Origin of the sequence: Paeniglutamicibacter kerguelensis, assembly GCF_017876535.1 — a bacterium.
GTDB classification, from domain to species: domain Bacteria; phylum Actinomycetota; class Actinomycetes; order Actinomycetales; family Micrococcaceae; genus Paeniglutamicibacter; species Paeniglutamicibacter kerguelensis.
This window is the reverse complement of sequence record NZ_JAGIOF010000001.1, coordinates 3,992,478-4,007,034: the sequence shown is the minus strand read 5'-3', so window position 1 is coordinate 4,007,034 and position 14,557 is coordinate 3,992,478. Positions and strand designations below refer to the sequence as shown.

The window sequence follows — 14,557 nt, the reverse complement described above, 5'->3', positions numbered from 1 at the left end:
CGTTTGTGAGCGGAAAATATAACGAGTTATTAACAGTGAACAACCATGATGTCGGTCCGCAAAAAAACCAATGGAATCGAGAATCAATGACTAACCGTTCTGCCCATAACGAAATTATTGAACTGGCTCCACTGGTGGAGCCCGGGCCGCCCCTTTCATCGGAGGACCTCGAAAGATACTCCCGGCACGCGCTGATTCCACAGATCGGCCTCCTAGGACAACGGCGGCTGCGCAATGCCAGGGTACTGGTCATCGGGGCGGGCGGGCTGGGGTCCCCGGCGCTGCTCTACCTCGCGGCGGCGGGCGTGGGAACCCTCGGGATCGTTGACGACGACTCCGTGGAACTGAGCAACCTGCAACGCCAGGTCATCCACGGAATTAGCGACATCGGACGCAGCAAATTGGAGTCGGCCCGGGATTCCATCGCGGAAATCAACCCGGGGGTCGCCGTCCGGTTGCATCACGTGCGGCTGGACTCCTCAAACGTGCTTGAAATTTTTGCGGACTACGACATCATCCTGGACGGGGCGGACAACTTTGCCACCAGGTACTTGGTCAATGACGCGGCAGCGCTGCTGGGCAAACCGTATGTCTGGGGTTCCATCCTGCGCTTTGACGGCCAGGTGAGCGTTTTCTGGGACAGGGTCGGACCCAACTACCGGGACCTGTATCCGGATCCGCCGGCCGCGGGCTCGGTTCCATCCTGCGCCGAGGGCGGCGTCTTCGGGATGCTGTGCGCATCCATCGGGGCCATGATGGTCACCGAGGCCGTCAAGCTCATCACCGGTGTCGGCGAAACGCTGCTGGGCAGATTGCTGGTTTTTGACGCGCTTTCCTCGCGCTGGCGTGAGCTGCGCATTGCCAAGGACCCGGAATCGGAGCCCATCACCGAACTTGTCGACTACGAAACCTTTTGCGGGCTCGCGGAAACGGCCGGCCAGGCTGCCGCGAACGACGCCCTGATCAGCGTCGACGAGCTGGCCGCCAGACTGGCCCGAAGGGAGGCAGGTGAGGACGGCTTTGTCTTGGTCGACGTGCGCGAACCTGTGGAATTCGAGATCGCCCGCATCCCCGGATCCGTGCTGGTCCCGGCGGGTGGCATCACGGACGGGTCGTCGCTGGGGCGGATCCCGCGGGACGTTCCGCTGATCCTGCACTGCAAGGCCGGCGTACGTTCCGGCCAGGCCTTGGAAACACTGGCAGCGGCCGGCTACGGCGGCGTTCTGCACCTCGAGGGTGGGATCGACGCCTGGCAGCTAGCTTTCCCCGCAGTGGACAGGTAGGGCCTTGCCCGTTTTTCGGGGTGGCCTTGAGACAGGCAACCGACGACGGGTGCGGCCGCCCAAAACGGGATGACCCGGCCAGTTCCGCACCGTTTCGGGGAAATATTTCCCTCCCTGTTCCTCTTGCGCATGGCCCTCTTTTGGGCAACTCTGGGAGAGTTGATGGCAGTTTCCCCGGGGAGAATTAGTGGATCACTACCAGTGCCTGGGAGTCGGGCGTTCCGCGTCCCCCAACCAGATCGAGTCCGCCGCACGGCTGGCATTGTTGCGCCATGGCGCCGATGCGGAGCTAACCGAGCGGATCATGGACGCTTGGTACGTTGTGGGAGACCCGGATCGTAGGTTCGACTACGATTTCTGGTTGCTGACCCACCCGTCACCCGCGGGGGCCTACGCAGCGGTCGAACACGGGTCTGCCCCGCAACGGATTCCCGAACCCGATGTACCGCGGGTGCCCGGGCAGCGACGCGCACCTTTGCCGTTGCCGCCCGTGGGAAGCCGTCCATCCCTGCCGGTCGGGCTTCCCCCTGCCGCCGCATCGACGGGCTCGGTGCCGCAGCTAGGCACGACGCGGTCGTCCTGGCGGGAAGGAGACCCGGACCCCGGGAATTCGGTCGGACCCGGATTCAACCTGCCGCGCCTGCTGGTTCTTCTTGGGCTGGCGGCCGTGACGATGGGTCTGGCGATGATCCTGGTGGCCTCGGCACCGTCGACCGGCATGCTGCTGGTCAATGCAATGTGTTGGCTGGGTTTCATCCTGATCGGCCGCCTGTGGCCGCGGGCGCATATCCCCAACTGGCATCACCGCAACAGGTGAACTTGGATCCTGCACTTGGTCCGCACAATCCGCGGGGAAAACGGCCGCAGGCGCGTGCGTCCCCGAGGGGGCAGACAGCGCCCTGGAACGCGGCTAGGCTGGGCCGCAACACCGGCAAGCCGACGCGCAACGCACTGCATTAGCGAGAGGACCACGGCCATGGGCTACACGCACAGCATCACCGTTCCACTGGAGTGGGAGGAGGCAGTGGTCCGCACCAAGGAGGCCCTGGGACGCCAAGGCCTCGGTGTGCTCACCGAGATCGATGTGTGCGCCGACCTGACGGCCGAGATCAGCGGGGAATCGGCCGACAGGATCGGCGACTACCTGATACTGGGGACCTGGAACCCGCATCTGGCGAATCGGGGACTGCTCACCGAACTCGAACTTGGCGCGCTGCTGCCATTCAACGTGGTGGTCCGCAGGGCCCGGGGCGCGACCGAGACGACGATAGAAGCCATCGACGCGCTGGTCCTGGCGGGTATCAGCGGCAACCCGGCCATTCGCGAGATCGCCGACGATGCGGACACCCGGTTGAAGGCGGCGCTTGAGCGGGTGCGGGCCGGCTGAGCCCTCGCCTCGAAGCCGACACCTGCGGGCCAATGAACGTAGACCCTGTTCGGGGTCACCGTTCATGGCGGTCCTGCGACGAAACATTCCATGCCGGGGAGGGGCTCGCGGCTAGGATTGGCCCATGAACGACGTGATGACGCTGCGCTTCCTGGCTGCCCCGACCGATGTCTCCGAGGACGGCGTCACGGTCCAGGCCGGACGCGTGCTCGAATGGATCGACAAGGCGGGGTACGCCTGCGCCGTCGGCTACAGCGGCGGCTATTGCGTGACCGCATACGTCGGGAACGTGCACTTCACACGGCCCATTGAAAACGGAGACCTGATCGAGGTCACCGCACGCATCGTCTACACCGGGCGCAGCAGCATGCAGGTGGTTGTCACCGTCGACGCCGCCGACGTGCGCGAACGCATCTTCCGCCCGGCCATGGACTGCATCCTGGTTTTTGTCGCGATGGACGAAGACCGCAGACCCAAGCAGATCCCGCACTTTGAGCCGGCCGACGCCGAAACTGCGCAACTGGGATCGGACGCCTCCGAACGCATTGCCGGGCGGGCCGCGATCCGCGATGCCATGTTCGGCCAGTCCTACACGGATGCGGGCACCACTCCGCGGGAGACCTTCAGGTTCCTGGCCGCCCCGACGGACGTGAACTGGGGTGGGAACGCGCACGGCGGGATCGTCATGCGCTGGATCGACGAGGTGGCCCGGGCCTGTGCCATGGGCTGGTGCGGGAAGGACGCGGTGGCCGTCTATTCCGGGGGCATCCACTTCCTGACCCCGATCCACATCGGCGACATCGTCGAACTCGAGGCCCGGCTGATCCACACCGGACCGCACTCCATGCACATCGTCGTCCACGTGCGGGCGAAGGACCCGAGCGGGACGCAGTGGCGGGACACCACCCAATGCATGACCATCTTTGTCACCCGGGACGACTCGGGACACGCTTCCGAGGTGCCGCAACTGGTGCTCCGCAGCGACGAGGACATCCGCCTCGATGAACACGCACTGGACCTGGTCCGCAGGCGGGCCGAGCTGGCACCCCTGCGCTTTGCCAAGGCGAGAGGGTACTAAGCGCCGTAGGAACATTGTGGCGCCGTCCTCGGGCAGCGCCACAGGCGTTCGGTTGGAGCCTATGGCCGGTCGACCAACTAGATGATTGATTCCAAGGGATCAGTGGTCGTACGCGGTCAACGAGCGCAGCGGATGCCTGCCGGTGTTTTGGTTGTTCCAGATCACCACGGTCAGGGCAAGGATCCGCTGCAGGACCCGCACGGTGACCCCGGCAATGGTTCTCCCGCCTTGTGATTCGAGGTCCAGCTGGCCCTTGAGTGTGTCGTTGATTGACTCGATGACCTGTCTCAATGGCTTCAGGAATTCCTTGCCCGGTCGTCGCCGCTCGCCCTGCCGGGTGGGCCGCACCAGGACGATGCCGGCCTCGGCCAGGTCCTGTTCAAAGATCCTGCCGTAGTAGTTCTTGTCCGCCAGGATCACTTGCCCGGCCCCGATCCCGGCGGGCATGGAGTCCAGGATCCCCAGCAGGGTTTCGCGTTCGTCGGCCTTCGCGCCGGTCAACGCGAAACCCACCGGCAGCCCGGACAGCGTGCACAACAGGTGCAGGCGCAGGCCCCAGAACCAGCGTGAATGCGAGGCGCAGTACCCGTATTCGGCGAACCCCGCCAGCTCGGAGCGGTGCGCCGTCTCGCGGGAGCGCCCGCATTCGACGGGGGTGGAGTCGGCCACCCAGATGCCATCGGCCCACAGGCCGGTGTCCCGGCCCAGGTAGGCAATCACGGCTTGGAGGGTTTCTCCCAGGTGCCGCAGGCGCTTGTTGTAGCCGGATTGCTCGGGCAGGTGTGGGAACCATTCGCAGAGGTCAGCCCTCGCATGGCGAAGCCAGCGGCGTTCCGAGGTGAAGCCCAGCAAGGCCTGGAGCACGGACACGGTGACCAGTTCCGCGTCGGTGATCCTCGGCTGCAAACCGACCGCCGGACGCCACGGAAGCAACTGCGGATTGGCCTTCAAAAAGTCGTCCGTCGAGGCGTACAGTGCTGTTGCAAGGGTGTCCAGGTCGTTGTCCATCGGAACCGTCCAAGGTCGATACGGGTAGTAATTCGAGTCTGGACACCCTTGCCTGCGCTGTCACCCCTTGGAATCAATCATCTAGGCTGAAATCCATGAGCCACACCCCTACCCAAGGCCCCCCGAAACCACGCGTTGGCCCGGTGCGCATCACCGTGCCGAGCCGCAGCGACGCGTTCCTGCGCAAATTCACCGAGGTCATTGGCGGGCCGCTGGGCAGGCATTCGAGCCCCGGGCGCATCAGCCCGGGCTTCTTCACCGTCGAACGCGTGCTGATCATCCTCACGGTGGTCGCCGCGCTGCTGGCCGTGGCCTCGAAGAACGCCTGCCGCATGAACGGCTGGGGCGGCACCAACTCCTACGAGTGGGCCTGCTACTCGGACTGGACCGCGCTTTTCCACGCCCGAGGGTTCGCCGAGAACCCCTTTGCCCCGTTCGCCACGGGGGCCGAGTTCGAGTACCCGGTGCTCATGTCGGTGGTGGCCTCGCTGACCGCCGCGCTGATCCCCGCGGGGGAGTATGACAGGGCGCTGGCATTCTTCGACGTGAATTTCCTGCTGATGGTGGGCCTCTGGATGGTGGTGGTGATCGCCACGGCACGCACCGCCGGGCGCCGTCCCTGGGACGCGGCGATGGTCGCGCTGGGACCGGGCATCATCCTGGCCGCAAGCATCAACTGGGACATGTGGGCCGTGGCCTTCCTGGCCCTGGCGATGCTCGCGTGGTCGCGCCAAAACACCTTCCTGGCCGGGGTGCTGATCGGGCTGGGCACAGCCATGAAACTCTTCCCCATACTCTTCTTCGGCGCGGTGATAGTGCTGGCCATCCGCACCGGGCGCTACAGGCCGCTGTGGGTGTCCCTGGGCGGGGCGGCCCTGTCTTGGACGGCCGTCAACCTGCCCTTCGCGGTGGTGAACTTCGACGCATGGAAGCACTTCTTCACCTTCACCGAGGACCGCGGCGCCGGGCTCTCCTCCTTCTGGCACATCTGGAACGTCACCGCGGCGGTGGTCCCGGGCATGGCCACGCTCGAGGCCAGTGCCATCAACGTGCTGGCCATGGGACTCTTTGTGGCCAGCTGCGCGGCAATCCTCTACCTGGGGTTGCGCGCGCCGGTGGCCCCGCGCTTGAGCCAACTGGTGTTCCTGATCGTGGCGTCGTTCGTCATGTTCAACAAGGTCTACTCGCCGCAGTTTGTGGTGTGGCTGATCCCGCTGGCCGCCCTGGCCTGGCCCAAGTGGAAGGACTTCCTCATTTGGCAGCTCTTCGAAGTGCTGCACTTCTGGGCCATCTGGATGTACCTCTACGCCTCCACCGCGGACATCAAGCCTTCCAACACGTTCCCCGCTTCCTTCTACGTCATGGCCGTGCTGGCCCACATGGTGGCCACCGGCTACCTGATGTACCGGGTCAGTGAATCCATGTTCAGGCCGGAACTGGATCCGGTGCGCAGGGTGGGGCAGTTCGACCCGCAGGCCGGCGCCTTTGCCGGTGCGCCGGACAAGTTTGTCCTGGGAGCACGCCGTGGCGTTTGATGCGGCGGTCATCGGCGCCGGCCCCAATGGGCTGGCCGCCGCGCTGACCCTGGCCCGGGCCGGGCTGGAGGTCAGGCTCATCGAGCGGAATCCCGGTGTCGGAGGCGCCGCGAGGACCCGGGAACTCGGCTACCCCGGTGCCGTGCACGACCTCGGCTCGGCGGTGCACCCGATGTCCCTGGTCTCCCCGTTCTTTGAGAGCATCGGGTTGCGCCGGCACGTGGACTTTACCGTCCCGGAGATCTCCTTTGCCCACCCGCTGGCCGACGGCCGGGCCGGCATCGCCTGGCGCGACCTGGACCGGACGGTGGCGGGCCTGGGCGCCGAGGGCCCCGGCTACCGGCGGATTCTTGGCCCCGTGGCCGAGCGCATGGAAGCCACGGCGGACATGCTACTGCACCCGCTGCTGCGCCTTCCCAGGCACCCCGGCGCGCTGGCGGCCTTCGGGCTGCGCGCGGCCCAACTCATGGTCCCGCGGCTCGGCACCGGGGAGCTGGCGGCCGCGATGATTGCCGGCTGCGGCGCCCACACCGCCGGCGGCGGACGCGGGCCCTCGGCAACCGGTGCCGGCCTCTTCCTGGCCGCCGCCGCGCACTCGGCCGGGTGGCCGATCCCGCGCGGCGGATCCCAGTCCATCTCCGACGCGCTCGCGAACATGTTCACCGAGGCCGGCGGCAGCATCGAGCTGGACACCGAGGTCAGGGACCTGGCGCAGATCCCTGAAAAGACGGTGCTCTTTGACACCTCGCCGGAGTCCATGGCGCGGATCGCCGGTGCCCGGTTGCCGGAGAAGTATGCCAAGCGGCTCACCGGAACGCGCCGGGCCCCCGGGTCCTGCGTCGTCCACTACGTGCTCAACGCCCCGGTCCCGTGGGCCAACGCCGAACTTGCCGATGCGGGAACCGTGCACCTGGGCGGGACCGCCGCACAGATCGGCCGCGGGGAACGCCGGGCGCGCACCGTCGCATCCGGCGCGCCCTACGTCATCGTTTCCCAGCCCAGCCGCTTCGACCCGAGCCGCGCCCCGGAGGGCAAACACGTGCTGTGGGCCTACTGCCACGTACCGAACGGTGACCCGAGCGACATGACGGCGGCGATCGGCAGGCAGCTGGAGGCCGTCGCCCCCGGCTTCACCGACACCGTCGAATACTCGGAGGCCGTCACGGCCCCGGGCCTGCAGGCGCAGAACCCCAACCTGGTGGGCGGGGACATTTCCGGCGGCATGACGGACATGCTCGGCATGCTGGTGCGCCCGGTGTTCTCGGCCGACGCGTGGGCCACCCCGGCCAAGGGGCTCTACCTGGCGTCGAGCTCCACCCCGCCGGGTCCGGCCGTCCACGGCATGAACGGCCACCTCGCCGCTCTTAGCGCGCTGCGCCGCGAGTTCGGTATCCGGGCGTAGGTGCCACGCTTCCGCGAGGTGAAAGCATAGGGATACTCCCATACGGCCGGATGCATGCATGCAGTTGGCATACCTTGACCTGAAGAATCAGTGCGGTACTGGAAGTTTCAGGGGTACGGGCCACTTCGTGTTGTCTGTGCCATGCCTGATGGAGTTGAACGGTGCCATCCTGCGGGCAGAAACCACTGGCAATGACGGTGTTCCCGTGCGGCGCGCACCGAACCCTTTGGTTGCCGGAGCGGATCAGGACCGGAGGATGGCGGGCCTGCAGCGGGTGCCGCCGGGGATCGACGCACCCACGACGGAGGGCCAGAATAGGGGCATGACATCCCACGCCGATCGGGGCCGCGCGCTGTTCGAGCAGCGGGTCTGGGCTGACGCCTTCACTGAACTTGCGACTGCCGACGAGCGATCCTTGCTGGGCGCGTCCGATCTGGAGCGTCTTGCAACCGCAGCACTTCTTGTGGGCCGGCTGGACGAGAGTGTCGCAGGCTGGGAACGTGCGTATCTTGCCCACGAGAGTGGGGGAGACCTGAGGAGAGCAGTCATGTGCGCGTTCTGGCTGGCGTTCGTGCTCCTCAACCACGGCGACCTCGCCCGTGGTGGCGGCTGGATACATCGTGCCGAGCGACTGCTTGACAGTGTCGGGATCGACTGCGTCGAAGAGGGCTACGTCGTCTACGCCGCTGCGCTGCGGCGCGTGTTCCAAGGAGATCCTGCGGGTGCCGAAGCCGGATTCAGTAATGCGGCTTCGTTTGGAGACCGTTTCGGCAACCGGGAGCTGGCGGCGCTCGCCCGGGTGGGCCACGGGCGGTGCCTGATCCACACCGGTGACATCCCCGGGGGCATGACTCTACTCGACGAGGCCATGGCGACCGTCTCGCCGGCCGTCGTCTCCCCGGGGGCAATGGGAGACCTGTACTGCACCGTGATCGATGGCTGCCAAGAGGCGTTCGACGTCCGGCGGGCCCAAGAGTGGACGGAAGCATTGAGCCGATGGTGCGACGACCAGCCCGGGCTGGTCCTCTACCGGGGCCAATGTCTGATCCATCGAGCCGAGCTCATGCTTCTGTCGGGATTGTGGTCGCAGGCGCTCCTCGAGGTACAACGTGCCTGCGACCGCCTCTCCCGGCCCCGAAGCGAACCCGTTCTCGGGGCCGCATACTACGTCCGGGCCGAGTTGCACCGGTTGCGCGGCGAGGAACCCGAGGCCGAGGCGGCCTACCGGCAGGCGCGCATCTGGGGACGCGAGCCGCAACCCGGGCTGGCGGAGCTGCGGCTCGCCCAGGGCCACGTTGCGGAAGCCTATGCCGCCCTCCGCCGCGGTCTTCAAGAAGCCGGTGCCGATCCGGTGGCGCGTGCACGACTGCTGGGGCCATATGTCAACGTCGCGCTGGTCTCCGGCGCGATCGAGGCTGCTCGCTCCGGCGCGGATGAGCTCTCGACCATAGCCGGCAGCTGGGACAGCCCCTACCTCGGTGCGGTGTCCGCGTATGCCACCGGCTCGGTGCTACTCGCCGAGGGTGACCCTGCGCAGGCGCTGACGCACTTGCGCAGAGCCCGGGCAGCATGGGTCGAGCTGGAGTTGGCGTACGAAGCCGCGCGTACCCGTATCCTGATCGGGAGAGCATGCCGGGACCTGGGCGATTCGGCGACAGCCGACCTGGAACTGGACGCCGCACACTCCGAACTCACCCGACTGGGGGCCGCCCAGGACGCCGCGCCAGTGCGCTCCCGCGTACGCGGCGACGGGTTGTCCAGTCGTGAGTTGGAGGTGCTGCAGCAGCTGGCGACCGGAAAGACGAACCGGGCCATCGCATCGCGGTTGTTCGTGTCGGAGAAGACCGTTGCCACGCACGTCAGCAGCATCCTGCGCAAACTCGGGGTCGAATCCCGGGCCGCGGCGACGGCCTACGCGTACCAGCATCACCTGCTGTAGGCCTTCCCGGCACGCCTGTGAGCCGTCCTTGCGCCACCGGGCCAGCCGCACCATCGGGAGTTTGACCGATACCGCACTCGCAGAAGTACGCAGATTGACCGATGCGGCGCGGTCACGGTCGGTGGTTGGCTTGATGTACCCCAACCAACCGATACAAGGGAACACTCCGATGAAGACGAATCATGAGGCACCCGGTTCCGCGAATCACGCGGAAATTGCTCCCCCGGCGGCCTGGGACGAAATCGCGGCCGGGTACGCTAGGTTCGTGGCACCCGGGGAGCAGCTCTTCTCGAGCGAGGCACTGCGCCTGGTCGGGCTCACCCGCGGGGAGGCTTTCTTGGACGTCGCCGCGGGCCCGGGCGGCCTCGCCCTGGCCGCCGCGCGGCTCGGCGCGAGCGTACTCGCCACAGACTGGGCACCGGCAATGGTCTCGCAGTTCCAGGCGCGGATCCGCGCCGAAAAGCTCCACAACGCCGAAGCCCGGGTCATGGATGCGCACGCGTTGACCGTGGCAGACGACTCCTATGACGTGACTGGTTCCCAGTTCGGTGTGATGCTGGTTCCCGACCAGCCATTGGCCCTGCGTGAAATGGTGAGGGTGACCAAGCCCGGCGGTCGGGTCCTCATCGTGGCCTACGGGTCCCCGACCGAGTTCGAGGCGTTGCAGTTCTTCATCTCGGCCCTTCGTACCGTCGTGCCCGCCTTCGAGGGACTGCCGGAACCTCCGCCGTTGGAGTTCCAGGTATCGGATCCGGGCGTCCTGCGCGACCGGCTCACAACGGCCGGGCTGGGCGCGGTCGAGGTGGACACCTCGTTTCGGGAGCGGGTCGAATTCGACTCGGGTTCGGCATGCTGGAAGTGGATGTGCCACAGTAACCCGGTCGTCGGAATGATCCTCAGCGAGGTGTCGGAGGGGGAACAGGCAGTCGTGCGGGACGTCCTCGACGGGATGATCCGGGAACGGGCGGCGGACGGGCCGTTCGCCGTCCTGACCGCGCCCCTGAACATCGGGTGGGGTCACAAGCCGGTGCCGCGATGAGCAGATCGATCCTGGCCGTGGATACCGGTACTGCGGCGGGAGTACCGCAACGAGGCCGGTCGGTTTCTGTTCGCCGTCGATGAGGACGAATCCCGGCTCGCGATGGGGCAACCGGTGTGCGTGTGCTGCAGGAACGCATGCCGAACGCCACCGACCGGGCGACCTGCGGCAGCGCGACTGCCCAGACGGTGTCGATCGAGCCGAGGACTCAGGTCGTTGCTGCAACCGGACTCAACCGTTCGGTGGATCCGGTGAGCACCGGAGCGGCGCTACGCTGGAGCTGTGAAGACCAGCAACCCCGATGACCTGACAAGCCCCGGCAACACCCTTGCGGATGCCGACCAGCTGCCGGCCTCGGCCGGGGACCTGGTGCTTCGGGTGTTGCGCGTGGGGCTCCACGTGGGCTTCGCCGCGCTGCTTGGCGTCGGGCTGGTCCGCATGATGGTCTCCGAGGAATCGCTGGGCCGGCGGCTGCTGGCGATCATCCTCACCGGCCTGCTAGCGGCCCTGTACCTGGTCGGGACCATCGCCGAAAAACGCCACTTCGGCGGCCGTGCTCCAAGCACCGTGCAATGGGCCAAATGGTGGCTCGGCGGGGTGGTGGTGCTCTGGCTGCTGCTGATGTACCTGAATGCCGACTACTCCTGGCTGGCGTTCCCGCTCTTCTTCCTGCACCTGCACATCCTGGGACCCCGGCACTCGCTGATCGCCGTGACCCTGCTGACCGCCGTGGTGATCGGCGCCGGCGCCTTCCACTCGGGCTCGCTGAGCGCACCCCAGGTGATCGGGCCGGTGGTCGGCGCGATCTTCGCCGTGGTCATGGGCATGGCCTACCGGGCGCTGTACACCGAGGGCGTGAACCAGCGCCGCGCGCTCATTGAATTGCGGGCCACCCGGGCCGCGCTCGCGGAGGAACAGCACCGCGCCGGCACCCTGTCCGAACGCACCCGGCTGGCCCGCGAAATCCACGACACCCTGGCCCAGGGCTTCTCCAGCATCGTGCTGGTCTCCCGCTCGGCCAGCGCCGCGCTGGCCGCGGGGGACACCGCGGCGGCCGCCGAGCGCCTTGAAACCATCGGCGCCACGGCCGCGGAAAACCTGGCCGAGGCCCGCGACTTCGTTCGCGACCTCACCGGCGAGGAGACGGGGGCCCAGGGACTGGCCGGGCGCTTGCGCAGGCTGTGCGCCTCCACCGAACGCACGGCGGAGGCGGCGGGCCAGGGCTTCGAGGTTGTCTTCAAGCAGGACGGCCCGGCCGCGGCCCTGCCGTCCCCCGTCTCCGCCGCGCTGTGGCGCGCGGCCCAGTGCGGGTTGGCCAACGTCGCCTCCCATGCCCGGGCATCGCACGCGGTGCTCAGCCTGGGCTACCTGCCCGACGCCGTCACGCTTGACGTGTTCGACGACGGCAGGGGCATGGACCTGGACGAACTTCCCCGCGAGCCGCGGGCGGACGGCACCGGATTCGGCCTGGCCGGCCTGCGCGAGCGCCTGGCGTTGCTGGACGGCACCCTGGACATCGAGTCGGCCCCGGGCGAGGGCACGGTTCTGGCCGTGCGCATCCCCTGGAACGGAACGGAAAGAGAGAACCATGCCTGAACTGAAGATCCTGCTGGTCGATGACCACCCGGTGGTGCGTGCCGGCCTGCGCGCGGTGCTCACCGAACAGGGCGGGCTCACCGTGCTGGCCGAGGCCTCCGACGGAGCGGCGGCGCTGGCCCAGCTGGCGCGCCTTGAAACGCTGGGCCAGCGCGTCGACGTGGTGCTGATGGACCTGCAGATGGACGGCATGGACGGGGTCACCGCCACCTCCCGGATCCGCGCGCAGGACGGGCCGCCGGTGCTGATCCTCACCACCTACGACTCGGACGCGGACATCCGTGCGGCGCTGGATGCGGGGGCCGCCGGCTACCTGCTCAAGGATGCCCCGCTGGCCGACGTGCTTGCCGCCGTCGAGTCGGCGGCCAAGGGTGAACAGGTGCTTTCCGCCGGCATTGCCGCCCGGATTACCCCGGAGGCGCGCGCCAACAACACCGACCTGAGCCCGCGCGAACTCGAGCTGCTGCAGCTGCTGGCCCGCGGGCAGAGCAACAAGGAAATTGCCCAGGAACTGTTCATCTCCCAGTCGACGGTCAAGACCCACCTGATCCACATCTACGACAAGCTCGGCGTGGACAACCGCACCGCCGCCATCGACAGGGCGCGCGGCAACCGGCTGATCCGCTAGCCTCGAGTGCGGCCATGGCGCGGGCAATCGGCACCGTGGCATGCGAGGATGTGGGCATGTGCTCAACCGTCTTGTGGACGATCAACCACGCCGCCTACACGCCGGGGTTCCGTGACTGGACCCGCGGGCGGCTCGGCGTGGAGCCCCGGGTGAGCCCGCTGCGGATCGACGCCCCGGAGCTGGTCGGCAGGACGGCCGTCGCCTTCACGCTGCCGTTGAACATGTGCGATTGCGGCTCGGCCGTCGGATACGGCGAAGGGAAATTGCGATCCGATGTGCCCGGTCCGGAGGATTACGCGGCCTGGCTCCGGGAACTGCCCGGGCACGCCCGTTTCACCAGCCGGGTCTGCGTCGTGCGCACCTGGAATCCCGAGGGAACCGTTCGTCCCGGCAACACCGAAAGGATCGGTGTTTCGGAGCTCGATGCCGCGGGCATCCTGATGCTTCCGGAGGAAACCCTCCTGGCCGTGGACTTCCCCGTCATGACGGGTTGGTAGGGCCCTCCGGCGCCGGCTGTCAGAATTCAGCGCAGGATGCGCAACTATGCGGCAGGCGAGAAACTCAACCGCTCGATCTTCCGCTTGTCGGCCAGCTTCACAATCGCGACCACGAAGATGGCCGTGGTGAAAGCCGACAGCAGCAGGCTGCCCAGGTTCCCTTCGGTTGCGTTGACGTCAACCAAACCGATGGCACCCATGGCAAAGATGACCGAGTTGTTGATGACGTGCAGGGCAATGGCTGCTTCCAGTCCGCCGGTCCGCCAAGCCAGCCAGCCGGCCACGAGCGCAAACATTGCCACATCGAGCTGTCCGTAGATGTCGTACTGGTGCCCGAACACAAAGAACGGGATGGGCAACAGGATCGCGAATGCCGGGTGGCGCAGCCAGCCGCCAATGAGCTGCATGAAGTAGCCGCGGAAGACGTACTCTTCGGCGGCAGCCTGGAATGGCACCAGCAGGATGGTCAGCAGCAGCAGCGTCCACATGTCCGGGCCCGAAAAATCGGGTTCGAAGGGGAATCCCTGGATCAGGTCCAGCACCGTTGATATTCCGAAACTGAGAACCAGAACGCCGAAAGCGACGGCCATGCAGATTCCAAGCCAGCCCCAGCGCATGGTTCCGCGCACCGAGGTCAGCATCCCCACCTTCTGGAAGTTCATGATGCGTGTGGCCCAGAACAGTGAGGGGATCATGAGGATCAGCGAGAGCATGGTGAACGCAAACGTCAGCGGATCGCTCATGTCCATGCTTTCCAGCGCCCCAAGCGACTCTTCCATGGAGCTTTCCAGCGAGGTGCTGCCGAGGGTGGCAATGAGCAAGGCGAGCATCAGCAGGAACGTCATGCCGATGTATAGCCCGAGCGCGATCAGGCCGACCACCACTGGTTTCCACCAGCGGTACACGGGGTACGTCCTTGAGAGCCGGTGGTAAGGCAGAGGTTCTGCCGGCGGAAGCTCGGCCGGCTGATACACGGGGTACATGTTGCCGGGGTGCGGTGCGCCTCCGGGCGGAACCGGGAACTCGGGATAGCTGCTCATACGACCATTCTTTACCAAGGGCGCATCTTAATCGTGTACCCAAAGGAGGATCTTTGCACCTGATCAGTCGGGAAATCGGTTGGTCCTTTTGGCCGATGCCCCGGGACGTGCGCCGTCGGTAGCAT

General features: G+C 66.8%; 13 protein-coding genes. 11 read left to right on the top strand and 2 right to left on the bottom strand.

Features of this window, described 5'->3' with window-relative positions:
* Positions 1 to 86 precede the first annotated feature (86 nt).
* From moeB to JOF47_RS18200, 4 genes are all read left to right on the top strand, one after another.
* On the top strand, positions 87 to 1,283 hold the full coding sequence (gene moeB / locus JOF47_RS18215; protein ID WP_210001047.1) for a molybdopterin-synthase adenylyltransferase MoeB: 1,197 nt from the start codon (positions 87 to 89) through the stop codon (positions 1,281 to 1,283).
* Between the two features lie 187 nt (positions 1,284 to 1,470).
* Positions 1,471 to 2,100, top strand: a complete 630-nt coding sequence (locus JOF47_RS18210) for a J domain-containing protein (protein ID WP_210001045.1) — start codon at positions 1,471 to 1,473, stop codon at positions 2,098 to 2,100.
* Between the two features lie 159 nt (positions 2,101 to 2,259).
* Positions 2,260 to 2,670, top strand: a complete 411-nt coding sequence (locus JOF47_RS18205; RefSeq protein WP_210001043.1) for a DUF302 domain-containing protein — start codon at positions 2,260 to 2,262, stop codon at positions 2,668 to 2,670.
* Positions 2,671 to 2,794: 124 nt separating this feature from the next.
* A complete protein-coding gene (locus tag JOF47_RS18200) occupies positions 2,795 to 3,748 on the top strand; it encodes an acyl-CoA thioesterase (protein ID WP_210001042.1) in 954 nt (317 codons plus the stop codon).
* Between the two features lie 99 nt (positions 3,749 to 3,847).
* On the opposite strand, the gene JOF47_RS18195 is transcribed toward JOF47_RS18200, so the two are convergent.
* Positions 3,848 to 4,756, bottom strand: coding sequence for an IS982 family transposase (locus JOF47_RS18195; protein ID WP_209995814.1), 909 nt, complete (start codon positions 4,754 to 4,756; stop codon positions 3,848 to 3,850).
* A gap of 95 nt (positions 4,757 to 4,851) precedes the next feature.
* On the opposite strand from JOF47_RS18195, the gene JOF47_RS18190 reads away from it, so the two are divergent.
* From JOF47_RS18190 to JOF47_RS18160, 7 genes are all read left to right on the top strand, one after another.
* A complete protein-coding gene (locus JOF47_RS18190; RefSeq protein WP_210001040.1) occupies positions 4,852 to 6,291 on the top strand; it encodes a glycosyltransferase family 87 protein in 1,440 nt (479 codons plus the stop codon).
* Positions 6,281 to 7,693, top strand: a complete 1,413-nt coding sequence (locus JOF47_RS18185) for a phytoene desaturase family protein (RefSeq protein ID WP_210001039.1) — start codon at positions 6,281 to 6,283, stop codon at positions 7,691 to 7,693. Before JOF47_RS18190 ends, JOF47_RS18185 begins: the two co-directional genes overlap by 11 nt.
* A gap of 547 nt (positions 7,694 to 8,240) precedes the next feature.
* Positions 8,241 to 9,632, top strand: a complete 1,392-nt coding sequence (locus JOF47_RS22225; protein ID WP_281070250.1) for a helix-turn-helix transcriptional regulator — start codon at positions 8,241 to 8,243, stop codon at positions 9,630 to 9,632.
* Between the two features lie 169 nt (positions 9,633 to 9,801).
* Entirely contained in the window at positions 9,802 to 10,671 is an 870-nt protein-coding gene (locus JOF47_RS18175; RefSeq protein ID WP_210001038.1) for a class I SAM-dependent methyltransferase, read from the top strand.
* A 282-nt stretch (positions 10,672 to 10,953) separates the two neighbouring features.
* Positions 10,954 to 12,267, top strand: coding sequence for a sensor histidine kinase (locus JOF47_RS18170; RefSeq protein WP_342592835.1), 1,314 nt, complete (start codon positions 10,954 to 10,956; stop codon positions 12,265 to 12,267).
* Positions 12,260 to 12,895 carry a response regulator gene (locus tag JOF47_RS18165; protein ID WP_210001037.1) on the top strand — a complete coding sequence of 212 codons (636 nt, stop codon included), beginning with the start codon at positions 12,260 to 12,262 and terminating at the stop codon, positions 12,893 to 12,895. The genes JOF47_RS18170 and JOF47_RS18165 overlap by 8 nt, the downstream gene beginning before the upstream one ends.
* Before the next feature lie 56 nt (positions 12,896 to 12,951).
* A complete protein-coding gene (locus JOF47_RS18160; RefSeq protein ID WP_210001036.1) occupies positions 12,952 to 13,392 on the top strand; it encodes a hypothetical protein in 441 nt (146 codons plus the stop codon).
* A gap of 44 nt (positions 13,393 to 13,436) precedes the next feature.
* On the opposite strand, the gene JOF47_RS18155 is transcribed toward JOF47_RS18160, so the two are convergent.
* The gene (locus JOF47_RS18155) at positions 13,437 to 14,432 is read right to left on the bottom strand and encodes a CPBP family intramembrane glutamic endopeptidase (protein WP_210001035.1); all 996 of its coding nucleotides are present in this window, start codon (positions 14,430 to 14,432) and stop codon (positions 13,437 to 13,439) included.
* Positions 14,433 to 14,557 lie beyond the last annotated feature (125 nt).